The organism is Ancylobacter moscoviensis (genome assembly GCF_007559435.1).
Classification (GTDB): domain Bacteria; phylum Pseudomonadota; class Alphaproteobacteria; order Rhizobiales; family Xanthobacteraceae; genus Ancylobacter; species Ancylobacter moscoviensis.
In genome coordinates this window covers 1,032,112-1,054,448 of sequence record NZ_VMBP01000001.1, presented here as the reverse complement: position 1 = coordinate 1,054,448, position 22,337 = coordinate 1,032,112, and the positions used below count along the sequence as shown (strand labels likewise).

General features: G+C 70.7%; 18 protein-coding genes, 1 other RNA gene and 1 riboswitch. Of the genes, 8 read left to right on the top strand and 11 right to left on the bottom strand.

Features of this window, described 5'->3' with window-relative positions:
* Nucleotides 1–32 precede the first annotated feature (32 nt).
* The 3 genes from FO470_RS04880 to FO470_RS04870 form a co-directional block, all read right to left on the bottom strand.
* Nucleotides 33–1,484 carry a TrkH family potassium uptake protein gene (locus tag FO470_RS04880; protein ID WP_144341751.1) on the bottom strand — a complete coding sequence of 484 codons (1,452 nt, stop codon included), beginning with the start codon at nucleotides 1,482–1,484 and terminating at the stop codon, nucleotides 33–35.
* Between the two features lie 118 nt (nucleotides 1,485–1,602).
* The gene (apaG, locus tag FO470_RS04875; protein ID WP_144341750.1) at nucleotides 1,603–1,995 is read right to left on the bottom strand and encodes a Co2+/Mg2+ efflux protein ApaG; all 393 of its coding nucleotides are present in this window, start codon (nucleotides 1,993–1,995) and stop codon (nucleotides 1,603–1,605) included.
* 206 nt (nucleotides 1,996–2,201) lie between these two features.
* Nucleotides 2,202–3,410, bottom strand: coding sequence for an O-succinylhomoserine sulfhydrylase (locus FO470_RS04870; protein WP_144341749.1), 1,209 nt, complete (start codon nucleotides 3,408–3,410; stop codon nucleotides 2,202–2,204).
* Between the two features lie 46 nt (nucleotides 3,411–3,456).
* Nucleotides 3,457–3,537: riboswitch (SAM riboswitch) on the bottom strand.
* 94 nt (nucleotides 3,538–3,631) lie between these two features.
* Here FO470_RS04870 and FO470_RS04865 point away from each other — a divergent pair.
* Nucleotides 3,632–4,750, top strand: a complete 1,119-nt coding sequence (locus FO470_RS04865; RefSeq protein ID WP_418655034.1) for a 2'-deoxycytidine 5'-triphosphate deaminase — start codon at nucleotides 3,632–3,634, stop codon at nucleotides 4,748–4,750.
* 134 nt (nucleotides 4,751–4,884) lie between these two features.
* Here the strand turns inward: FO470_RS04865 and nudC are convergent, their stop codons facing one another.
* Entirely contained in the window at nucleotides 4,885–5,850 is a 966-nt protein-coding gene (nudC, locus tag FO470_RS04860; protein ID WP_144341748.1) for an NAD(+) diphosphatase, read from the bottom strand.
* Nucleotides 5,847–6,266, bottom strand: a complete 420-nt coding sequence (locus tag FO470_RS04855; RefSeq protein ID WP_144341747.1) for an HIT domain-containing protein — start codon at nucleotides 6,264–6,266, stop codon at nucleotides 5,847–5,849. The genes nudC and FO470_RS04855 overlap by 4 nt, the downstream gene beginning before the upstream one ends.
* 199 nt (nucleotides 6,267–6,465) lie before the next feature.
* Here FO470_RS04855 and FO470_RS04850 point away from each other — a divergent pair, with 199 nt between their 5' ends.
* From FO470_RS04850 to FO470_RS04820, 7 genes are all read left to right on the top strand, one after another.
* Nucleotides 6,466–7,665 (top strand): MFS transporter, encoded by a 1,200-nt coding sequence (locus FO470_RS04850; RefSeq protein WP_144341746.1) that lies wholly within the window; start codon nucleotides 6,466–6,468, stop codon nucleotides 7,663–7,665.
* Nucleotides 7,666–7,757: 92 nt separating this feature from the next.
* Nucleotides 7,758–8,855, top strand: a complete 1,098-nt coding sequence (locus FO470_RS04845) for a linear amide C-N hydrolase (RefSeq protein WP_144341745.1) — start codon at nucleotides 7,758–7,760, stop codon at nucleotides 8,853–8,855.
* A 72-nt stretch (nucleotides 8,856–8,927) separates the two neighbouring features.
* Entirely contained in the window at nucleotides 8,928–9,881 is a 954-nt protein-coding gene (pip, locus tag FO470_RS04840) for a prolyl aminopeptidase (protein ID WP_144341744.1), read from the top strand.
* A gap of 124 nt (nucleotides 9,882–10,005) precedes the next feature.
* A complete protein-coding gene (ampC, locus tag FO470_RS04835; protein WP_246659470.1) occupies nucleotides 10,006–11,160 on the top strand; it encodes a class C beta-lactamase in 1,155 nt (384 codons plus the stop codon).
* 66 nt (nucleotides 11,161–11,226) lie between these two features.
* An RNA gene (gene ffs, locus FO470_RS04830) (signal recognition particle sRNA small type) lies at nucleotides 11,227–11,325 on the top strand.
* A 153-nt stretch (nucleotides 11,326–11,478) separates the two neighbouring features.
* The gene (locus FO470_RS04825; RefSeq protein WP_144341742.1) at nucleotides 11,479–13,464 is read left to right on the top strand and encodes a DNA polymerase III subunit gamma/tau; all 1,986 of its coding nucleotides are present in this window, start codon (nucleotides 11,479–11,481) and stop codon (nucleotides 13,462–13,464) included.
* Between the two features lie 13 nt (nucleotides 13,465–13,477).
* Nucleotides 13,478–13,798 (top strand): YbaB/EbfC family nucleoid-associated protein, encoded by a 321-nt coding sequence (locus FO470_RS04820; RefSeq protein ID WP_144341741.1) that lies wholly within the window; start codon nucleotides 13,478–13,480, stop codon nucleotides 13,796–13,798.
* Nucleotides 13,799–13,966: 168 nt separating this feature from the next.
* Here FO470_RS04820 and FO470_RS04815 read toward each other — a convergent pair whose 3' ends face one another.
* The 6 genes from FO470_RS04815 to FO470_RS04790 form a co-directional block, all read right to left on the bottom strand.
* Nucleotides 13,967–14,581: a TetR/AcrR family transcriptional regulator gene (locus FO470_RS04815; protein ID WP_144341740.1), complete on the bottom strand. Its 615-nt coding sequence runs from the start codon at nucleotides 14,579–14,581 to the stop codon at nucleotides 13,967–13,969.
* Entirely contained in the window at nucleotides 14,578–17,991 is a 3,414-nt protein-coding gene (locus FO470_RS04810; protein WP_144341739.1) for an acyl-[ACP]--phospholipid O-acyltransferase, read from the bottom strand. Before FO470_RS04810 ends, FO470_RS04815 begins: the two co-directional genes overlap by 4 nt.
* A gap of 131 nt (nucleotides 17,992–18,122) precedes the next feature.
* Nucleotides 18,123–19,286 carry an MFS transporter gene (locus tag FO470_RS04805; protein WP_144341738.1) on the bottom strand — a complete coding sequence of 388 codons (1,164 nt, stop codon included), beginning with the start codon at nucleotides 19,284–19,286 and terminating at the stop codon, nucleotides 18,123–18,125.
* Nucleotides 19,283–19,474, bottom strand: coding sequence for a cbb3-type cytochrome oxidase assembly protein CcoS (gene ccoS, locus FO470_RS04800; RefSeq protein ID WP_144341737.1), 192 nt, complete (start codon nucleotides 19,472–19,474; stop codon nucleotides 19,283–19,285). Before ccoS ends, FO470_RS04805 begins: the two co-directional genes overlap by 4 nt.
* A complete protein-coding gene (locus FO470_RS04795) occupies nucleotides 19,471–21,819 on the bottom strand; it encodes a heavy metal translocating P-type ATPase (protein WP_144341736.1) in 2,349 nt (782 codons plus the stop codon). Before FO470_RS04795 ends, ccoS begins: the two co-directional genes overlap by 4 nt.
* 11 nt (nucleotides 21,820–21,830) lie before the next feature.
* The gene (locus FO470_RS04790) at nucleotides 21,831–22,325 is read right to left on the bottom strand and encodes a FixH family protein (protein ID WP_144341735.1); all 495 of its coding nucleotides are present in this window, start codon (nucleotides 22,323–22,325) and stop codon (nucleotides 21,831–21,833) included.
* Nucleotides 22,326–22,337: the final 12 nt, after the last annotated feature.

Genomic DNA, 22,337 nt, shown 5'->3' with positions numbered 1-22,337 from the left:
CCAGAGCTCTTTTCCGTCGGTGCGAGGGGCCGTCAGCGGCGCCAGAAGCTCGGCAGGAACAGCACGAGGACGGTGAACAGCTCCAGGCGGCCCATCAGCATGCCGAAGGACAGCAGCCAGACGACCTGCTCGGGCAGGCTGGCGAAATTCTGCGCCGGCCCGACCACCGTCCCCAGCCCCGGGCCGACATTCGCCACCGCCGTGATGGAGGCGGAGAAGGCCGTCACCATGTCGAAGCCGAGCGAGTTGAGGACGATGCCGATCGCCATGAAGCTCGCCAGATAGAGGAAGGCGAAGGAGAGCACCGAGGCCACCACGTCGTCGCCGATCGGCTTGCCCCCGTAGAGCACCGGGAACACGCCGTTCGGATAGATCACCCGCTTGAGGTGCTGCGCCAGTGCCGAGCCGAGGATGGCGATGCGGAAGGTCTTCATGCCGCCCGCCGTCGAGCCGGTGCAGGCGCCGAGGAACAGCAGGATGAAGTAAAGCGCGTCGGTCGGCGGGCCCCAATGGGTGAAGTCCGCCGCCACGAAGCCGGTGGTGGACATGATCGACACCACGTTGAACAGCGCCTGCCGCAGCGCCGTCTCGCCCTGGGCGATGCCGCCGCGCACCTGCTCCACCATCGACACCAGGCTGAACAGCACCACCAGCGAGAAGAACAGCCGCACCTCGGCATTGGCCAGCAGGCGGCTGAAATCGCCCGCCAGCACGCGCACATAGAGCACGAAGGGCAGCGAGCCGGCGAGCATGAAGAAGATCGCCGCATACTCGATGGCCGGGCTCTTGAAGTAGCCGATCGAGGCGTCGTGGGTGGAAAAGCCGCCCGTCGAGATGGTCGACATGGCGTGGGTGATGGCGTCGAACACGCTCATGCCGAGGAAGGCATAGGCGACGGCGCAGGCGAAGGTGAGCACGAGGTAGGTGCCGAGGATGCCCTTGGCCATCTGCGCCGCGCGCGGCAGCATCTTCTCCTGCTTGTCCGAGGACTCGGCGCGAAAGAGCTGCATGCCGCCGATCTGCATCATCGGCAGCAGCGCGATGGCCATGACGATGATGCCGATGCCGCCGTACCAGTGCAGGAAGGCGCGCCACATCAGGATGCCCGGCGGCCGGTTGTCGAGGCCGGCGATCACCGTCGCCCCGGTGGTGGTGAGCCCCGACATCGCCTCGAAATAGGCATCGGTGAAGGAGAGGTCGGTCTCCGTCCACATGAAGGGGATGGCGGCGAAGCCGGACAGCACCACCCAGCTCGCCGTGGTCAGCACGAAAGCCTGCCGCAGGTCCAGCCGCTCCACCTCGCCCGACCGGCCGGCGAGCCAGAGCGACAGCCCGACGAAGGCGGTGATGACGGCGGCGGCGGCGTAGATGACGACGTCGCGCTGGCCGGCGATCAGGTCGACCAGCGCCGGAATCATCATGGTCGTGCCGAGGACGGCGAGCAGCACGCCGAGAATGGCAGCGATCGGGCGCAGGTCGATCACGGGATGCAGGAACCGTTCAGCACGGCGGGACGCTCGGTGGCATGACTTCAGGGGCGCCCGGAGGCTCGGTCCACCATAGCTGCTTCGCCGGACGGCCGGAAGCGGGAGCCGTCGCCCGCTAGTTCAGGGTGCGCGTCTCGCCCGGCATGTCCAGAGAGAAGGCCGGCACCTCGGCGTCGAAGGCATCGCCGCCGCGGGTGGTGAAGTTGTAGCTGCCTTCCATGATGCCGGTGGAGGTCGGCAGCGGCACCCCGCTGGTGTACTCGAAATGCGCCCCCGGCGGCAGCACCGGCTGCTCGCCGACGACGCCGGCACCGCGCACCTCCTGCACCCGGCCGAGCGCATCGGTGATGATCCAGTGGCGGGACTTGAGCTGCACCGTATCGGCGCCGAGATTCACGATCTCGATGGTGTAGGCCCAGAAATACTGGCCGCGCTCCGGGTCCGAGCGCTCCGGCGCGAAGCGCGGTGTCACCGTCACCTGCACGCCCCTCGTCGTCGCCCGGTACATGCGCCTGCCTCCTGTCGCCTCCCGCTTCGTCCCCGCTGCTAATGAAGGGCTTTCACCCCCTCAGGGCAAGGCCGGAGGTATCACGAGGACGTTTTGCGGCGATCCTTCTGGGGACAGCTGCCAGACGTCAGGCGAGCGGGCAGCGGAGGGGCCCCGGCCCTCCGCCGGAGCGAGGGGCAGGGGGGGTTACTCCGGGGTTTCCTGCCTCACACCGCCTTCAACGCGCGGACGACGTCGTCGGTCAGGTCGTCGACATGCTCCAGGCCGACCGAGAGGCGCACCATGCCGTCGGAAATGCCCATCTCCGCCCGTGCCTCGGGAGTGAAGCGCTGGTGCGTCGTGGTCGCGGGATGGGTGATCAGGCTCTTGGCGTCGCCGAGATTGTTGGAGATGCGCACCACCTTCAGCTCGTTGAGGAAGCGGAAGGCGCCGGCCTTGCCGCCGGCGACCTCGAAGGTGACGAGCGTGCCGCCGCCCCGCATCTGGCGCCTGGCCAGCGCGTGCTGGGGATGGTCGGCGCGCCAGGGATAGATGACCTTGGAGACGCCGGGCAGCGCGGCGAGCCGGTCGGCGAGGGTGCCGGCGCTTGCCTGCGCGCGCTCGACGCGCAGCGGCAGCGTCTCCAGCCCCTTGAGCATCACCCAGGCGTTGAAGGGTGAGACCGAGGGGCCGGTCTGGCGCAGGAAGGTCTGGAGATGGTCGGTGAGGAACTTCTCCGAGCACAGCACCACACCGGCCAGGCACCGGCCCTGCCCGTCAATGTGCTTGGTGGCGGAGTAGACCACCACGTCGGCGCCCAACGCCAGCGGGCTCTGCAGCATCGGCGTGGCGAACACGTTGTCGACGACGAGGCAGGCGCCGGCCGCCTTGGAGATCTCCGCCACCGCCGCGATGTCCACCAGCTCCAGCGTCGGGTTGGTCGGGCTCTCCAGGAAGAACACCCGGGTTTCCGGCCGCACCGCCGCCTTCCACGCCGCGAGGTCGGTGCCGTCGACCAGCGTCGAGGCGATGCCGAAGCGCGGCAGCAATTCCTCCACCACATAGCGGCAGGAACCGAACAGCGCGCGGGCCGCCACCACGTGGTCGCCGGCCTTGAGCTGGCAGAGCAGCGCCGCCGTGACCGCCGCCATGCCGGAGGCCGTGGCACGGGCCACCTCGGCGCCTTCCAGCAGCGCGAGGCGGGTCTCGAACATCGCCGCCGTGGGGTTGGAATAGCGGGTGTAGATGAAGCCGGGATCGTCGCCCTTGAAGCGGGCCTCCGCCTGCTCGGCGGTGTCGTAGACATAGCCCTGCGTCAGATAGAGCGCCTCCGCCGTCTCGCCGAAGGGCGAGCGCAGGATGCCGCCCTGCACGAGGCGGGTGTCGGGCCGCAGCTGGGCGATCTCGGCGGGGGAAAGCTTCACGTTCTCGGTCATCGGCGGCTCCGGTATCATATGCCTTACCGGGGTCGCTCACGCGCAGTGCTGCGCGGCCCCGGCCTTTTTAGCAACCTTGTTTAGCGTGGCGGCAAGCCGGCCGGCTCAAATGACCACGTTCGGAAGCCGGGCTTACTCCCGTGCCGGACTTGGCGTCAAGGGGCGCGTCCGGTAAAGCGAACGGTGCGACTGGGAAAGCGATCATCAGCGGAGCGACGAGCGTGGCGGATTCGGGTCTGACCGGCGAGGGCATCCTGCCCGGCCATGCGATTCAGGCGCTGGCCGAGCGCCGCGCCATCCTGACCGCGCGCCCCTTCGACACCGACCAGGTACAGCCGGCGAGCCTCGACCTGCGGCTCGGCCCCACCGCCTGGCGCATCCGGGCGAGCTTCCTGCCCGGCCCGGCGGAGACCGTGGCGGACCGGCTGGAACGGCTGGCCCTGCACCGGCTGGACCTGACCGACGGCGAGGTGCTGGAGACAGGCTGCGTCTATCTCGTCGAACTGGAGGAAGCGCTGGCGCTGCCGGGCGACATCGCCGCCTCGGCCAACCCGAAAAGCTCCACCGGGCGGCTCGACGTGTTCACCCGCGTCATCGCCGACCGCTCGCGCGCCTTCGACATCGTGCCCGCCGGCTATGAGGGCAAGCTCTATCTCGAAATCAGCCCGCGCACCTTCCCGATCCTCGTACGGCGCGGCTCGCGCCTGTCGCAGATCCGTTTCCGGCGCGGCGACGCCCGGCTCGACGAGGCGGCGCTGGGGGCACTGAACCGCGCGCAGAAGCTGGTCGACGCGCCGGCGGCGGACATCGCCGGCGGCGGCATCGCGGTGAGCGTCGATCTCTCCGGCGAGGGCTTCGGCGGGCTGCTCGGCTTCCGCGCCAAGCGCCATACCGGCCTGATCGACGTCGACCGCCGCGCCGCCTGCGAGGTCGAGGACTATTGGGAGCCGCTGGTCACGCGCGGCCGGCGCGAGCTGGTGCTCGATCCCGACGCCTTCTACATCCTCGCCTCCAAGGAGGCCGTGCACGTGCCGCCCAGCCACGCGGCGGAGATGGTGCCCTTCGATCCGCTGGTGGGCGAATTCCGCGTGCACTATGCCGGCTTCTTCGACCCCGGCTTCGGCCATGACGCGGCGGGAGGACGAGGCGCCCGCGCCGTGCTGGAGGTGCGCTCGCGCGAGGTGCCGTTCATCCTCGAGGACGGCCAGATCGTCGGCCGCCTCGTCTATGAGCGGATGCTGGAGCACCCGACGACGCTCTATGGCGAGGGGCTGGGCTCCAACTATCAGGCGCAGGGGCTGAAGCTGTCCAAGCATTTCCGCCCGTGGACGCGGGACTGAGGCCGGAACGCCCTCCCCGCCAAAACGCCGTCATGGCCGGGCTTGTCCCGCCCATCCACGTCCTTCCCGCCTGCACCCGGTCCCAAGTCGTGGATGCCCAGGCCAAGCCCGGGCATGACGTCGTCTACCTGCCTTCACCCCCGCGGCGGGTCGCGCCCTTCCACGAACGCCCTTATCAGGTGATGCGCGATCGCCATGCGCGGGGGCGCGGTGAGGCCCTCGGGATGGGTGCGGGCGAGCAGCAGGGCCACCTCGTCGCGGTGGAACCAGCGCGCCCCTTCCAGCTCGTTCGGATCGATGGTGATGTCGCGCGACAGGGCCTGCGCGTGCATGCCGATCATCACCGACATCGGGAACGGCCAGGGCTGGCAGGCGAGATAGCGCACCGCGCCGGTGTGGATGCCGGCTTCCTCCATGGTCTCGCGCCGCACCGCCTGCTCGAAGGTCTCGCCGGGCTCGACGAAGCCGGCGAGGCACGACCACATGCCCGGCGCGAAACGGGCGGAGCGGCCGAGCAGGCATTCGTCGCCGTCAACGGTAAGCATGATCACCACCGGGTCGGTGCGCGGGAAATGCTGCGCGCCGCAGCTCGGGCATTCGCGCCGCCAGCCGGCCTCGGCGACGACGAGGCGCTCGCCGCAATTGGAGCAGAAGCTGCGCCGGGCGTGCCAGGCGGTCATCGCCTTGGCGGTGGCGAGCTGGCCGATCTCCTCCGCGCTCACCAGCTCCTGCACGGCGATGGAGCGCAGGTCGATGACGAAGAGGTCCGGCCGCTCCGCCAGCACCGCGAGCGCCGCCGCGTGCAGCGGCAGCACGAAATGCGGCACCGCGCCGTCGAGCCCCAGCAGGCAGGCCTCGCCGGTGCGGCCGCCGAGGGCCGCCGCCTCCTCAAGCGCGAACAGCGCCTCGAAGGCGCCGGGCCCGTCCGCCATGCCCGGCCGGCGCTTCAGCACGATGCTCTCGCCGGCGACGAGGCAGGCACGGGCGCGCGGATCGGCGAGCAGGGCCGCGACCTCGCCGCGCCGAAGGCTGCCGCGGTCGAGCCGCGAGCCGACATAGCCGAGATGGGGCCATTCCCCCAGCAGCGCCGCTTCCATCATGCACCGCCCAGCGCCGCGCGCAGCCGCGCCACCAGCAGCATGGCCTGCGGCGACGCATAGGTCCGGCGCTCGCCAACGCCCCAGACCGGGCCGGGCCAGGCCACATCGCCCTCGAAGCGGGCGATGACGTGGATGTGGAGCTGGCGCACCATGTTGCCGAGCGCGGCGACGTTGAGCTTGTCGCAGCCGGTCAGCGTCTTCAGCGCCCGGCTTGCCTGATCGATCTCGGCGGTCAGCGCCGCGCGGTCGTCGCCCTCCAGCTCGATGAGCTCGGCGAGGCCGGGCCGGCGCGGTACCAGGATCAGCCAGGGAAAGCGGGAATCGTCCATCAGCCGCACGGTGGCGAGCGGCAGGTCGAGCACCGGGAAGGTATCGGCTTCGAGGCGCGGATCGAGGGAAAAGCTGGCGTCGCTCATCGTCGCGGTCGGGCTCCCGTGCCGCTCGCACTGCCCGGCCGAACTGCGGGCGCGGCCCAGCTATAGCCGCCCGGCTCGCCGCCCGCCATGGCGAAGCGGCGGGGCAGACCGCCGCATTTGTTCCGCGCGCCGCTTTGTTCTACTGAAAGGCAGGGCGCCGGGCGGTCATGGCTCGGCCGCGAATTCGAAGCGAAGTGTCATGACCGTGAATGTCCCGGCCGACGCCGTGCGCCGTGCCGCCATGCCCGTGCTGGTCGCGCTCAGCGCGGCGCATTTCCTCAACGACATGATCCAGTCGCTGATCCCGGCGGTCTATCCGATCATCAAGACCGCCTATGCGCTGGATTTCGGCCAGATCGGCATCATCACCCTGACCTTCCAGATCTCCGCCTCGCTGCTGCAGCCGCTGATCGGCCTGTACACCGACCGCTACCCGCTGCCCTATTCCACCGTCGCCGGCATGGGCTTCACGCTGGTGGGGCTGGTCGGGCTCGCCTATGCCGGCAGCTATGCACTGCTGCTGCTCGCGGCGGCCTGCGTGGGCATCGGCTCGTCGATCTTCCACCCGGAAGCCACGCGCATGGCCCGCAAGGCCTCCGGCGGCCGGCACGGCTTCGCGCAGGGCCTGTTCCAGGTCGGCGGGCAGGCCGGTGGCGCCATCGGCCCGCTGCTCGCCGCCTTCATCATCGTGCCGAACGGGCAGGCGAGCCTCGCCTGGTTCTCGGCCGCCGCGCTCCTCGCCATGCCGCTGCTCGGCTGGACCGCCGGGCACCATGCCCTCTCGACGCCGGCCCGCAAGGCCAGCCATGCGAGCGAGGAGACGCCGGCGCCCGGCCTGCGGCAGGTCGCCTTCCCGCTGGCGATCCTGATCGCGCTGCTGTGCTCGAAGACCGCCTATACGGCGAGCTTCACCTCCTTCTACACCTTCTACCTCATCGAGCGCTTCGAGGTGTCGGTGCAGACCTCGCAGGTGATGCTGTTCCTCTTCCTCGTCTCCTCGGCGGCGGGCGTGCTGTTCGGCGGCATGCTGGGCGACCGCATCGGCCGCAACAAGATCATCTGGTTCTCGATCCTCGGCGCCCTGCCCTTCACCCTGATGCTGCCCCATGTCGGCCTCGTCTGGACCGGCGTGCTGACGGTGATCATCAACCTGATCATGTCGAGCGCCTTCGCCGCCATCCTCATCTACGCGATCGAGCTGATGCCGAACCGCATCGGGCTGATCGGCGGCTTCTTCTACGGGCTGGTCTTCGGCCTCGGAGGGCTGGCGGCGGCGGCGCTCGGCCTGTTCGCCGACCGTTACGGCATCGATACGATCTACCAGGTCTGCGCCTTCCTGCCGGCCTTCGGCCTGCTCGCCTGGTTCCTGCCGAGCCTGCGCGGCGCACGGGTCTCGTAGCGCCGGGGCCCTCCCCGCCCGCAGCGACGCGTTCGCGCGCCGTCCTATGTGCGCGTCGCCATGCGGCGCATGACCCATCCGGAGCCAAGCCGATGCCGCACCGCTTCATCCGTCGCCCCGCCCGCGTGGCAGAACGCCTGTCCGGGCGCCTGATCGCCCTCGCGCTCGCCGGCCTTCTCGCCGCCGGTCCCGCCCCGGCGCTCGCCTGCACCCGCCTCGTCTATCTCGGGCCGGAGGGCAACGTCATGACCGCCCGCTCCATGGACTGGACGACGGACATCCCGACCAATCTGTGGATCCTGCCGCGCGGCATCGCGCGCGAGGGCAAGGCCGGGCCGAACTCGATCCGCTGGACGGCGAAGCATGGCAGCGTCGTCGCCTCCGGCTTCGACGTGGCGACGGTGGACGGGGTGAACGAGGCCGGCCTCGCCGCCAACGTGCTCTGGCTCACCGAATCCGAATACCCGCCCTTCGACGGCAGCAAGCCCGGCCTCGCCATCTCGCTGTGGGCGCAATACGTGCTGGACAATTTCGCCACCGTGGCCGAGGCGGTGGCGGTGCTGGAGACGGAGCCTTTCACCGTCGTCTCCGCCGACCTGCCGGACGGCTCGCGCCTCGCCACGCTGCACATGGCGATTTCCGACCCGACCGGCGACAGCGCGGTGATCGAATATATCGGCGGCCGGCAGATCATCCACCACGGCCGGCAGTATCAGGTGATGACCAACTCGCCGAGCTACGACCAGCAGCTCGCGCTCTCCAGCTACTGGGAGCAGATCGGCGGGCTGATCATGCTGCCCGGCACCAACCGGGCCGCCGACCGCTTCACCCGCGCCTCCTTCTACGTGAACGCCATCCCGAAGGAGAAGGACCCCAACCTCGCCCTCGCCAGCGTGTTCAGCGTCATCCGCAACGTCTCGGTGCCCTACGGCCTCAACACGCCCGAGCAGCCCTACGTCTCCTCGACCCGCTGGCGCTCGGTAGTCGACCACCGGCGCAAGCTCTACTTTTTCGAATCGGCGGTGACGCCCAACGTGTTCTGGGTGAGCCTCGGCTCGATCGACTTCTCGGCCGAGACCGGCAAGGTGAAGAAGCTGGAGCTCGGCCCGCGGCAGGACATCACCTATGACGGCGACGCCACCGCCAAATTCACGGACGCGGCGCCGTTCACCTTCATGGGGGTCAAGTGATCCCCGGACCGGCCCGCCGCCCGTCGCCCCACCGCCCTCCGCCTTCCTTCCCCGGACATATGGCCCGCCGACATGAGCGAACTGCGCAGCTTCTATCCGCCCATCGAGCCCTTCGAGACCGGCATGCTGGATGTCGGCGACGGCCATTCCATCTACTGGGAGCGCGTCGGCACCCGGGGTGCCAAGCCGGCGGTGTTCCTGCATGGCGGGCCAGGCGGCGGCATCTCGCCGGGGCAGCGCCGCCTGTTCGACCCCGCCCGCTACGACGTGATCCTGTTCGACCAGCGCGGCTGCGGGCGCTCCACGCCCTATGCAGAGCTGGAGAACAACACGACCTGGCACCTCGTCGCCGATATCGAGCGCCTGCGCGAGACATTCGGCTTCGCGCGGTGGCAGGTGTTCGGCGGCTCCTGGGGCTCGACGCTGGCGCTCGCCTATGCGCAGACGCACCCCGAACGGGTCAGCGAGCTGATCCTGCGCGGCGTCTACACGCTCACCCGCGCCGAGCTCGACTGGTACTACCGCTTCGGCGTCTCGCAGATGTTCCCCGACAAGTGGGAACGCTTCCTCGCGCCCTTGAAGAGCGAGGCCGAGCGGGCCGATCCGATCCGCGCCTACCGCGCCCTGCTCACCGGCCCGGACGAGGCGGTGAAGCTGGAGGCCGCCAAGGCGTGGGCGATCTGGGAGGGCGAGACCATCACGCTGCTGCCCGACCCCGCCTTCACCACCCCCTTCCGCGACGGGCACTACGCGCTGGCCTTCGCGCGCATCGAGAACCACTTCTTCGTCCACGACGCCTGGCTGCGGGAACGCCAGCTGCTCGACGACGCCCACCGGCTGACGGGCATTCCGGGGGTGATCGTCCACGGGCGCTACGACATGCCCTGCCCGGCACGCTACGCCTGGGAACTGCACAAGGCGTGGTCGGATGCCGAGTTCCACCTGATCGAGGGCGCCGGGCACGCCTATTCCGAGCCGGGGATACTGGACCAGCTGATCCGGGCTACCGACAAATTTGCCGGCTAAATATTTGAGGCGCGTCGACTGGGATGGGGAAAAAGGGAAGAAATCGGCCAGCCTCCCAACGGTGGCCAAATTCGCCCGCTAGGTCCGTCGCACTCAACGGCCCTGCACTCAACGGACCCTGGTGATGCACGTCTCCCGCCGCGCCCTGCCGATGCTCCTCGCCCTGATCGCGCTCGCCACGCCGGCAGCGGCGCAGGAAGACGCCGATTTCCGGCGCCTCGCCGACGGCATCTTCCGCCCGCTCGCCAGGGCCAACGACATTCCCGGCCTCGTCGTCGGCGTCACGCGGAACGGCCAGCACGCGATCTACGCCCTCGGACAGACGGCGCGGAAGGGCGGCGCGCCGGTGGACGGCGACACGCTGTTCGAACTCGGCTCGGTCAGCAAGACCTTCAACGTCGCCCTCGCGGCGCTGGCCGCCGAGCGCGGCGAGATGGTGCTCGACGCCCCGGTCTCGACCTATCTGCCCCGGCTGAAGGACACGCCCTTCGGCGCCCTCACCGCCATCGACCTCGCCACCCACGCCACCGGCGGCCTGCCGCTGCAGCTGCCGCCCGGCATCGCCAGCGAGGCGGCGCTGCTCGACTGGCTGGCCGCCTGGCGCCCGGCGGCGGCGCCGGAGACGCGCCGTTCCTATTCCAATGTCAGCATCGGCGTGCTCGGCCTGGCGACGGCGCGCGCACTCGGCACCCGCTTCTCCACCGCCGCGCAGGACGAACTCTTCCCCCTGCTGGGGTTGACGAGCACCTTCGTCAACGTGCCGCCGGCGGCCATGCCGCGCTACGCCATGGGCTACACCAAGGCGAACCGCCCGGCGCGGGTGACGCCGACGCTGCTGGAGCCGGAAGCCTACGGGGTGAAGTCCACCGCCCGCGACATGCTGCGCTTCCTCGACGCCCATCTCGGCGCCTTCGAGCTGCCGCCGCAGGTCGCGCGCGCGCTCGCCCGCACCCGCACCGGCTATTTCGAGACCGCCTCCTACGTGCAGGACATGATCTGGGAGCAGTATCCCTGGCCGGTCGGCCTCGACCGCCTGCTCGCCGGCAATTCGATGGACATGGCGCTGAAGCCGCAGCCCTTCACCCGGCTCGCCCCGCCGCTGGCGCCGCAGACCGACGTGCTGATCAATAAGACCGGCTCGACCAACGGCTTCGGCGCCTATGTGGTGATGCTGCCGGCGTCGAAGCTCGGCATCGTCGTGCTGGCCAACCGCAACTACCCCAACGCGGAGCGGGTGAAGGCGGTCTACCGGCTGATCGAGGGGCTGGCGGGGCGGTGACCGGCCCCGGATGCGGGAGATCGGGGCCCCCTTGCATCGCCCGCCCATCTGCCCGATATAGGCGGCGGGAGGTTGGCGGTGGACGAGCCACTCGCCAACCGGGTCAGATCCGGAAGGAAGCAGCCCCAACGAGCCCGGTCTCGGGTCTCTGTCCAGCCTCCCACCTCATTGCCCCGCATCGACGGCCAATCGTGCTCCCGCTTCGCGCGGGCGCGGCCGCGACGATGCGCCCTTCCCCGATTTTTCCCCATCCGCGCGCCGCGGCGGTTGCCCCATGGGCCACCGGCGATGATATGAAGGGGCCATGAGCGAGGGACGATGAGCGCCGACACGCCCGACATGTCCGACGAGACCACCGGCCTGATGCCCGACGATGGCCCGGGCCTGGGGTTCGACACGCCCGTCGCCGCGGCCGCGCCGTCGTCCTCCCCCGCCACGCCCTACCGCGTGCTGGCGCGCAAGTACCGTCCGCAGACCTTCGCCGACCTGATCGGCCAGGAGGCGATGGTCCGCACGCTGAAGAACGCCTTCGCGTCCGGCCGCATCGCGCAGGCCTACATCCTCACCGGCGTGCGCGGCGTGGGAAAGACCACCACCGCCCGCATCCTCGCCCGCGCGCTCAACTACGAGCCGGCCGACGGCCCGGCGGGCGGCGGCGCGCCGACGCTCGACATGCCCGTGCTCGGCCGCCACTGCCGCGACATCATCGAGAGCCGGCACGTCGACGTGCAGGAGATGGACGCCGCCTCCAACACCGGCATCGGCGATATCCGCGAGATCATCGAGGCGGCGCGCTACAAGCCGGTGCTGGCGCGCTACAAGGTCTTCATCATCGACGAAGTGCACATGCTCTCGACGGCGGCCTTCAACGGCCTGCTGAAGACGCTCGAGGAGCCGCCCGAGCATGTGAAGTTCATCTTCGCCACCACAGAGATCCGCAAGGTGCCGGTGACGGTGCTCTCGCGCACCCAGCGCTTCGACCTGCGCCGCGTCGAGGCCGGCACGCTGGCGCGGCACCTGCGCGGCATCTGCGACGCCGAGGGCGTGGGCATCGACACCGAGGCGCTGAGCCTCGTGGCGCGCGCCGCCGAGGGCTCGGTGCGCGACGCGCTCTCGCTGCTCGACCAGGCGATCGCCCATGCGGGCGGACAGACCTCCGGCAACACCGTGCATGGCGAGCAGGTGCGGGCGCTGCTGGGGCTGGCGGATCGCGGGCGGGTGATCGACCTGTTCGAGCAGATCATGAAGGGCGACATCGCCCAGGCGCTGACCGAGTTGCGCGAGCAGTACGATTCCGGCGCCGACCCGGCGGTCGTCATCACCGACCTCGCCGAGTTCACCCATCTCGTCACCAAGCTGAAGATCCTGCCGGAGACCGGCGACGACCCCGCCCTGGTCGAGGCGGAGCGCACGCGCGGGCGCGACTTCGCCAAGGCGCTGTCCATGCGGGTGCTCTCACGGGCGTGGCAGATGCTGACCAAGGGCCTCGCCGAGGTGCAGCAGGCGGCCAAGCCCATGCAGGCGGCGGAGATGGTGCTGGTGCGCCTCGCCTATGCCAGCGATCTGCCGACCCCGGACGAGGCGCTGCGCCGACTGCGCGAGGGCGCAGCGGACGAGCCGGCCAGCCGGCCGCCGGCGGGCGGCAATGGTTCCGGCGGACCCACAGGAGGCGGCGTCGCGGGGAGCGGCATTGGCGGCGGCGGGTCGGCGATGGCGGCAATGGCGCCCCGCGCCTTCAGCGCCCCCACACCCGCGCCCTCTTCCGCCCCCAGTGTGGCGAGCCACCTCTCGGTCGCCGCGCGCGGCATGCCCCGCCCTGCCCCCGCCGCCTCGCCCGAAACCGCGCCGGGCACGCAGCTCGGCACTTTCGACGAAGTGGTGGCGCTGGCCGCGGCCAGGCGCGACCTGAAGACGAAGTTCTCGCTGGAGAACCATGTCCGGCTCGTCGCCTTCGAGGATGGCCGGCTGGAACTGGCGCTAGCGCCGGGTGGTTCGCCGAACCTGATCCAGGAACTGCAGTCCAAGCTCTCCGAATGGACCGGCCGGCGCTGGCTGGTCGCGCTCTCGCGCGAGGAGGGCGAGCCGACACTCGCCGAGCAGGCGAAATCCGCCCGCGACGCGATGATGACCGGCGTGCGCGCCGACCCGCTCGTCGCCGCCGCGCTGGCGCGCTTCCCCGGTGCCTCCATCGTCGACGTACGCACGCAGGCGGTGGACGAGCAGGGCACCGATTTCGTAAGCGATTCCGATCTGATGGCCGCCCGCGACGACGGGCCGGGGCCGGACGACGAGATCGAGTTCTGACAAGGAGTTCCGGATGAAAGACCTTCTCGGCATCATGTCCAAGGTGAAGGAGATGCAGTCCAAGATGGAGCAGCTCCAGGCCGAGCTGGACTCCGTCGAGGTCGACGGTGCGGCCGGCGGCGGCATGGTCACGGTGCGTCTCACCGCCAAGGGCGCGCTGAAGGCCATCCATATCGACCCGAGCCTGCTCAACCCGGACGAGGCGGAGATCCTCGAAGACCTCGTGGTCGCCGCCCATGCCGAGGCACGCGCCAAGGGCGAGCGTCTCGTGCAGGAAAAGACGCAGGCCCTGACCGCCGGCCTGCCCATTCCGCCCGGCATGAAACTGTTCTGAGGGCGACGACGCCTTCCTCATAGACCGTCATCCCGGCCGAAGACGAAGCCGCAGAGCCGGGATCGCTCTCCAATCGGCACACGATCCCGGATCGGTCCTGCGGACCGTCCGGGATGACGGCGTGAGAAAAGTCGTGGATGCCCGGCACAAGGCCGGGCATGACAGCGCTCAGGGTTTTCCCGCCCCTTCCACGATGGCCGTGACGGCGCGGGCGATGGCGTCGGCCTGCGCCGACAGCGGCCCCTCGATCCGCCCATAGAGCGCGAACACCGCCGGCTGCACGACGCAACCCAGCGCCATGGCGCCGACGAGGCCGGCGCGGGCGGCCGGCACGCCGGCCCGGCGCATCAGCCGCGCCACCGCCTCCACCACGTTTTCCTCCGGCCCCTCCGGCACCGAGCCCAGATGCTCGTGCTGGTGGATGAGCAGATAGGCGAACAGCGCCGGCTCGGTGTCGAACAGCTCGCAGGCGCGCGCGACCACGGCGGCGAGCCGGGAGGCGAGGTCCGGCTCGCGGTCGTCGATGGCGCAGATCTCCGCCGCCAGCGCCGCGTAACGGGTAAGGAACAATTCGCGCGCCAGTTCCTCTTTGGAGGCGAAGTGGCGGTAGAGCGCCCCCTCGCTCACCCCCACCCCCTGGGCGATGTCGCGCACCGAGGTGCCCGCCACGCCCTTGCCGGCGAACAGCTCCAGCGCCACCGCCTCGATGCGGGCCCGGGTGTCGGCACCGTCGCGCCCCCGGCGGACGCCGCCGCGCGAAGGGGTGCGCCGCGGCGCGTTCACACGTTTTCTCCCGCCGCCCTGGCGCCGCGCGCGGCGATGGTCTCCAGCGCGATGACGCGGGCCTTGGTAAAGTCCACCTTGCCGCTGCCGAGCAGCGGCAGTTCGTCCATGGGCAGGATCTCGGCGGGGATCATCAGCTCGCTCACACCGCGCTCGCGGCCATGCGCCTGCAAGGCCGCGCGGGTGAGATCCGGGGCGGTGGTCATCAGGATGATGCGCTCACCGCGCCGGGCGTCCGGCACCGCGACCGCCACATGCTCGGCATCGGGACGGAGCGCCGCCACCATGGCGTCGACGGCGGCAAGCGAGATCATCTCGCCGGCGATCTTGGCGAAGCGCTTCACCCGCCCGCGAATGGCGACGAAGCCTTCCTCATCAATGGCGACGATGTCGCCGGTGTCGTACCAGCCATGTTCCGGCGGCTCGATCACGCCGGGCGCCTCGGCGCGCAGATAGCCGAGCATCACGTTCGGCCCGCGCACCTGCAGCCGGCCGCCATCCTCGATGCCGGGCATGGCCTCCAGATGGTGGTTGATGCCCGGCAGCAGCCGGCCCACCGTGCCGACGCGGTTGAACATCGGCGTGTTCACCGCCAGCACGGGCGAGCATTCGGTGACGCCGTAGCCTTCGAGGATGCGGTGGCCGAACTTTTCCATCCAGACGCGCCGCGTCTCGGCCTTGACCGGCTCCGCCCCCGCCACAACGAAGCGCAACGAGCGGAAGTCATAGGGGTTCGCGGTGCGGGCATAGCCCATGAGGAAGGTGTCGGTGCCGACGATGGCGGTGGCGTTGGTGGCGTAGACCAGCTCCGGGATGATCCGGTAGTGCAGCGGCGAAGGGTAGAGGTAGCACTTCAGCCCCGAGACCAGCGGCAGCATCAGCCCGCCGGTGAGCCCGAAGGAATGGAACACCGGCAGCACGTTGAACATGATGTCGGCGGGCGAGAAGTCGATCCGCGCCGCCACCTGCGCGACGTTGGTCAGCACGTTGCGGTGGGAGAGCACGACGCCCTTCGGCGACCCCTCCGAGCCCGAGGTGAAGAGGATGAAGGCCGGGCTGTCGGGATCGGCGGGCCTGGGCGAGCGCGAGGGCAGCATGGCCGCGAGCTTGTCGGCGGTGGTGACGCTGGCCCGGATCTCCTCGCTCATCAGCACGCGGACATGCTTCTCCAGCTCGGCGACGTCCGCTTCGAGCCGCGCCTTCTCGATGAAGGCGCGCGAGGCGACGACGAGCTTCACCTCGGCCGCGGTGCAGGCGGCGACGAGATTGGTGGCGCCGGCGGTGTAGTTCAGCATCACCGGCACGCGGCCATGGCGGGCCAGGGCCATGAGCACCACGGCGAGGCCGGCGGCGTTGGGCAGCAGCACGCCGACCTTCTCGCCCGGCTGGGTCTGCGCCGCCAGCTTGGCGCCGAGGATCTTCGCGCCGAGCAGCAGCTTGCGATAGGTGAGCACCGTGCCGAGCGGGTCCTCGACCACGATGCGCCCCTTGCCGAGGCGCACCGCCGCCTCCTCCACCGCCTGATAGACGCTCATGCGGGTGTGGCTGGTCTCGAAGACGAGGTCGCTCATCACGTCGTAGAGCGCCGCGCCGGCCATGCGCCGGCGCTTGCGGCCGAACAGCTCGGGATCGACCTTGAGCTTGCGCGGCGGGAGGATGGTGACTCGCACCTTGGGGAACAGCCGCTTGCGGGTCTGGTGACTGTCCAGCCGCGAGAAATAGGTCTGCTCCAGCCCCTCGATGCGCACCGGTACAACGGATGCATCCGCCTTGTCGGCGACGAGGGCCGAGCCGTCATAGATCTTCATGATCGAGCCGGTGACGGTGATCCGCCCTTCCGGGAAGATGACCAGCTGCTCGCCCTGCTGGACGAGGCGGATGAGGTCGCGCGTCGCCAGCGGCTTGGTCGGGTCAAGCGGAAAGGCCCGCACCAGCTTGAGGAAAGGCTTCACCCACCAGCGCTCGGCGATGCCGCGATCGACCGCGAAGACGGGATCGTTGTCGAGCAGCGCCATGATCAGCGGCGCGTCGAGGAAGCTCACATGGTTGATGGCGATCACCGAGCCGGGGCCGGCGGCCTTGAGATGCTCGGCCCCCGTCACCTCGACGCGGAACAGCACCCGGAACACCAGCTTGATGAGGTCGCGCAGCACCTGCCCCTGGAAGGCGCGCCCCACCATCACCGCGACGACGAGGCTGGCGCCGCCGATGATGGCGATCAGCGCGGGGGCGCCGAGGCCGGCGATCTGCAGGCCCGCCACCACCACCGCGCCTGCCACCATGAAAGCGGCGTTGAGCACGTTGTTGCCGGCGATCACCCGGGCACGGCGGTCCTCGCCGGCCTCGGCCTGGATATAGGCGAAGGTCGGGACCACGAAGGCGCCGCCGGACGCGGCGAGGCCGATGAGCCCGATGGCGGCGTGGATGCCCGGCCCCGAGGTGAGGAATTCGTACCAGCCGACCGGCGCGGCGCCCGGCGTCAGCGAGCCCATCAGCCCTGCGACGTAGAAGGCGAAGACGCCCATCAGCAAGCCGGCAGCCGGCACGATGGCGAGCATGATGCGCCCTTCCGACAGCCGGGCGGCGAGTGTCGAGCCGATGGCGACGCCGATGGTGAAGAGCACGAGGAACAGCGTCACCACGCTTTCCAGCCCGCCGACACTCTCCTTCACCAGCGTCGGCAGCAGCGACAGCACGACGGCGCCGACGAGCCAGAACCAGGAGACGATCAGCGCGCCGCGCCAGATCGGCGGTTCGGACCTGAGCTCGGCCAGCAGCGTCATCGTGCTGCGCCAGATGTTGCGGTCGATCTTCAGATTCGGGTCGCCCGGCAGGGTGCGCGGGATGGCGCGGGCCGACAGCCAGGCGATCACCGCCAGCACGAAGGTGAAGCCGGCGACCGCCCAGTCGCCGGTATGGGTGATGGCGAGCGCGCCGCCGACCGTGCCGCCGAGGATGGCGGCGAAGGTGGCGGTCTCGATCAGCGCGTTGCCGGCGACGAGCTCGTCCTCGGCGAGGTGATCCGGCAGGATGCCGTACTTCACCGGCCCGAACAGCGCGCTGAGCGTGCCCATCAGGAACAGACCGACGAACAGGACGGGGATCGACTGCATCACGAAGCCGGCGCTGGCGACCAGCACGATCCAGATCTCGGCGAACTTCACCCGCCGGGCGATCCGCGACTTGTCGTAACGGTCGGCGAGCTGGCCCCCGAGGCTCGAAAACAGGAAGAAGGGCAGGATGAACACCCCACCCGCCAGCGTCACCAGCGCACCGCCATTCACATGGGCGATGCCATAGAGGATCAGCAGCGCCATCGCGTTCTTCACGAAGTTGTCGTTGAACGCGGCGAAGAACTGGCACCAGAACAGCGGAGCGAAACGCCGGGCCGTCATGAGCCGCGTGAACATCGCCGATCCTCCCGATTCGTTTTTGTCAGTGAACGATCACTTACATAAATGCGGCGGCCGGTCAAGCAAGCGAGCCGGCGCGCGCGGACATGCCGGGAATCGGCGCGTTCAGGAGGAAGCGGGCGGGCGCGTCAGACGAAGGTCCCGACGAGCGCCGCCGTCAGCAGCAGGCCGTCATGCGCGGCGAGCTGGAGGCGCGAGGGCGTGCCGGCGGCATGCAGCATCAGCGTCGCGCCGAGAGTGGCCAGCGACCAGCCGGCGCCCACCGCGAGGAAGGCGGCCGCGATCAGGCCCGCCTCGCTAGCCTGTGCCGCCACGACCGCCGCGCCGACGCACAGGAGCAGCGCGCCGGCCGCCAGCGGCGTCGCGCCGATCCTGCGCGCCAGGGCACCGCCAGCCAGCGCCGGGGCGTACATCGCCACCACGTGCCAGGCGACGACGCCGGAGATCAGCGGCACGCCGACCCCGCAGCCGGCCAGCGACAGGGGCGCGCCGGCCATGGCGCTGGTCATGGCGCCCCAGGCGAGCGCGCCGAGCAGGGTCGGCAGGACCAGAGCCCGCCAGGCCAGCGGCGTGGAAACCGGCGCGGCCTGCATCGCCTCGACGGTCAGCTCGGCATGGGAGAAGCGCGCTTCCGGCAACGCCACCGCGAAGGCCAGCGCGCCGAGCTGGGCGAGGGCCGCCAGCACCAGCGTGCCGGCGAAGGTGTAGGGCAGGAACAGCTCCTCCGCCGTCCCGGCCAGCAGCGGGCCGATGAGGCCGGCCAGCGCACCGGCGCCGATGAGCCGCGCCACGGCAGCGCCCCGCCCATCGCTCCCCGCGCCGAAGGCCGCCGCGTGGCGGTAGAACATGCCGAAGCCCTGCGCGGCACCGAGCCAGAGCGCCCCGAGCACCAGCATCGGGAAGGCCGCGAGCATCATCGCATAGGCCGCGAGCAGCCCGCCGGCGACGCCGAGGCTCGCCCCGAGCGCGAAGCCGGCGCGACGGCCGAAAGTGTCGAGCAGGAAACTCGCCGGCAGGCTGGCGAGCGCCGCGCCGAGCAGGAAGGCGGCGAGCGGCAGGGAAGCGAGCGGGAGGGAACCGGCGCTTTCCAGCGGCGCCAGCATGGCGCCGGCCAGCGGCAGCGCCCCGAGCGTCAGCGCCTGCGCCAGCACCACCAGCGCGAAGCCGGCGGCGAGGCGGCCGGAACCGAGCGAGCGGCGCAGCGCGCGCGGCGCATCTTCCGGGCAGGCGCAGCCGAGCCGCCCGGCCCGCGCGGCCTCGCTCTCGACGGCGAGGAGGTCGGCCCCGCTCATCCCCGCGCGCCTCTGCCGCGCGGGGACCCGGAGGCATCGTCCTCGCGCAGATCGTCGTCGGCAAGCACGCGGACGGCGGCGCCTTCCAGATCGTCATACTGGCCGGCGCGCAGCGACCACAGGAAGGCGGCGAGGCCGAGGAAGCCGAGGCTCAGCGCCGCCGGCACGAGATAGAGAAGCACGCTCATGCCACCTCCCCAGCCCCGAGCGGGGCGCTGCTGACGGCGGCGGCGGACGCGGCGCGTGCGCCGGCGGACGTCGCGCCGCTGCGCGCCCGCAGCGCGTTGACCGTGACGATAACAGACGAGCCGGACATGGCGAGGGCCGCGACCAGCGGCGTCACATAGCCGGCGATGGCCAGCGGCACGGCGATGAGATTGTAGACCACGGCGATCAACAGGTTCTGCCGCATCAGGTGGCGCGCCTTGGCGGCTACGTGGAGCGCGGTGGCGACCGGGCCCAGCTTCTCGCCGAGGAACACCGCATCGGCATGGGCGCGGGTCACGTCCGCTGCGGTGATCGGCGACAGCGAGACATGGGCGGCGGCGAGCGAGGGCGCGTCGTTGATGCCGTCACCGACCATCAGCACGCGCCGGCGCTTGGCGGCGAGGCTTTCCAGCACCGCGATCTTGTCGCCGGGACGCGCCTCGGCCCACCAGTCGGCGATGCCGAGCGCGGCTGCCACCGGCGCTACCGCCGCGCGGCGGTCGCCCGAGAGCAGCACGACCTGCTTGCCGGCGCGCCGCAGCTCGTCGATCACCGCCCGCGCGTCCGGCCGCAGCGCCTGCCGCACCTTCAGCACCGCGCATCGATCGCCCAGCCGCACGGCCACGAAGGAGGCGTCGGGCGCCTCGGCCGCCGCGGCGGCGGCAAGATTCTCGCAGCCGCAGAAGGAGGGACTGCCCAGCCGGGCCGCCACGCCGTCGATCTGCGCCTCGACACCCGCCCCGGACACCTCGCGGGCATCCTCCGGCGGCACGGCGCCGGGATGGGCGGCGGCGATCGCCCGCGCCAGCGGATGGGTGCTGGCGAGCGCGAGCCGGGCGGCAGCGGCCAGCAGCGCCGGGGGCACCGCGGCTTCATCCGCCAGACGCGGCTCGGGAAGGGTGAGCGTGCCGGTCTTGTCGAAGGCGACGGTGTCGATCTCGGCCAGCCGCTCGAAGGTGTCACCGGAATTGATCAGCACGCCGTTGCGCATCAGCGTGCCGGCGGCCACCACCTGCACCGCCGGCACGGCCAGCGCCAGCGCACAGGGGCAGGTGATGATGAGCACCGCCACGGCGATGAGCACCGCCTGATGCACCGAGGCGCCGACGAGCAGCCAGCCGACGAGCGACAGCAGCGCGGTGGTGTGCACCATCGGCGCGTAGAGCCGCGCCGCGCGGTCGGCAAGGCGGATGTAGCGACCGCGCGCCGTCGAGGCCTTGTCGAGCAGCCGCTCGATCTCGTCGAGGAAGGTGTCCTCGCCCACCGCCGTGGTCCGCAGGCGCAGCACGCCGTCATGGATCAGGCTGCCGGCGTGCACGGTCTCGCCGGCGGCCACCGCACGCGGCAGCGTCTCGCCGGTCACCAGGCTGTCGTCGACCGAGGCGGTGCCGGAGATCACCACGCCGTCGACCGGCGCGCGTTCGCCAGCGCGCAGCATCACCTCGTCGCCGGGCTTCACGGCGGCGGCGGGCACGGTGACCAACCGCCCGTCCGGCTCGACGCGATTAGCGGTCATCGCCTTCAACGCGGCGAGATTGCCGGCCTCCGCCCGCGTCTTGCGGCGCATGGCGTGGTCGAGATAGCGGCCGGTGAGCAGGAAGAAGAGCAGCATCACCGCCGAGTCGAAATAGGCGTGCTCGCCGTGATGCAGCGTCTCGAACACCGACACGCCGAGCGCCAGCAGCACGCCGAGCGAGATCGGCACGTCCATGTTGAGCGAGCGCGATCTCAGCGCCCGCAGGGCGCTCTGAAAGAAGGGCTGGCCGGCATAGGCGGCGGCCGGCAGCGCGATCAGCGCCGAGAGCCAGTGGAAGAGGTCGCGCGTCTCCGGCGTGATGTCGGTGACGTTGCCCGACCACACCGACACCGACAGCAGCATGATGTTCATCATGGCGAAGCCGGCCACGGCGAGGCAGCGCAGCAGGTGGCGCGAGGTCCGGTTCTCGATCTCCTCGAGCCGGTCGGCCTCGAAGGGATAGGCGCGGTAGCCGGTCTTCGCCAGCGCCTGCAGCACCACGTCGGGGCGCGGTTCGGCATCGGCGTCCCAGCCGACGGTCAGGCGGTGCGTCGTGTAGTTCAGCCGCGCCCGCGCGACGCCGGGCAGCGCCTCGGCGGCATCCTCGATCTCGTCGATGCAGGCGGCGCAGTCGATGCCCTCGACGGCGAAGGCCATTTCCGCCTGTCCGCCCGGATCATGGCGCAGGAACAGCGAGTAATCCGGGGCGGAATCCCTGGCGTCGTCCGGCCCGGGCGCCGCCTGCGGCACGGCTCCGCCTGACGGAACCGATCGCCCGGCGGCGGGGAAGGAGATGACCTGCGCGCCCATCTCGCGCGTTCCTAGCGGACGATGACGCGGTTGGTGGAGCGGAACAGGCGCTCGCCGTCGCGGCTGAACTCGATCACCAGTTCCCACTGGCCCGCCGTCACCTCGTCGCTCGCCCGCCACAGGCCGGCGCTCACCGGCACCGGATCGAGCGTCACGTCGAGCCGCCGATCGGTCGGGTGTTGGAGGACGGCGGTGAGCGCGACATCGGCGAGCGGGCGCCCCTGCGCGTCGCGTGCGGCGACGTCGAGCCGGCCCGGCTCGACATGCGCCTCGACCTTCCAGTTGCGGGCGTCCTGCGCGGCCGCGGCCTCGCTTTCCTGCCGGAAGGCGAGACCGGCCTTATAGGCGCTCTCGGTTTCCACCCCGCCGAAGCTGGTCACGGCGGCGCGCACCAGCAGGAAGTTGGCGCCGAACACCACGCCGAAGAAGGCGATGAAGAAGATCAGCACGGTACGGCCCGTGAGAGGCCGTCCGCTGCCATCGGGGGAAGTCGCGCGCGATGCCATGGGTCTTCCTCC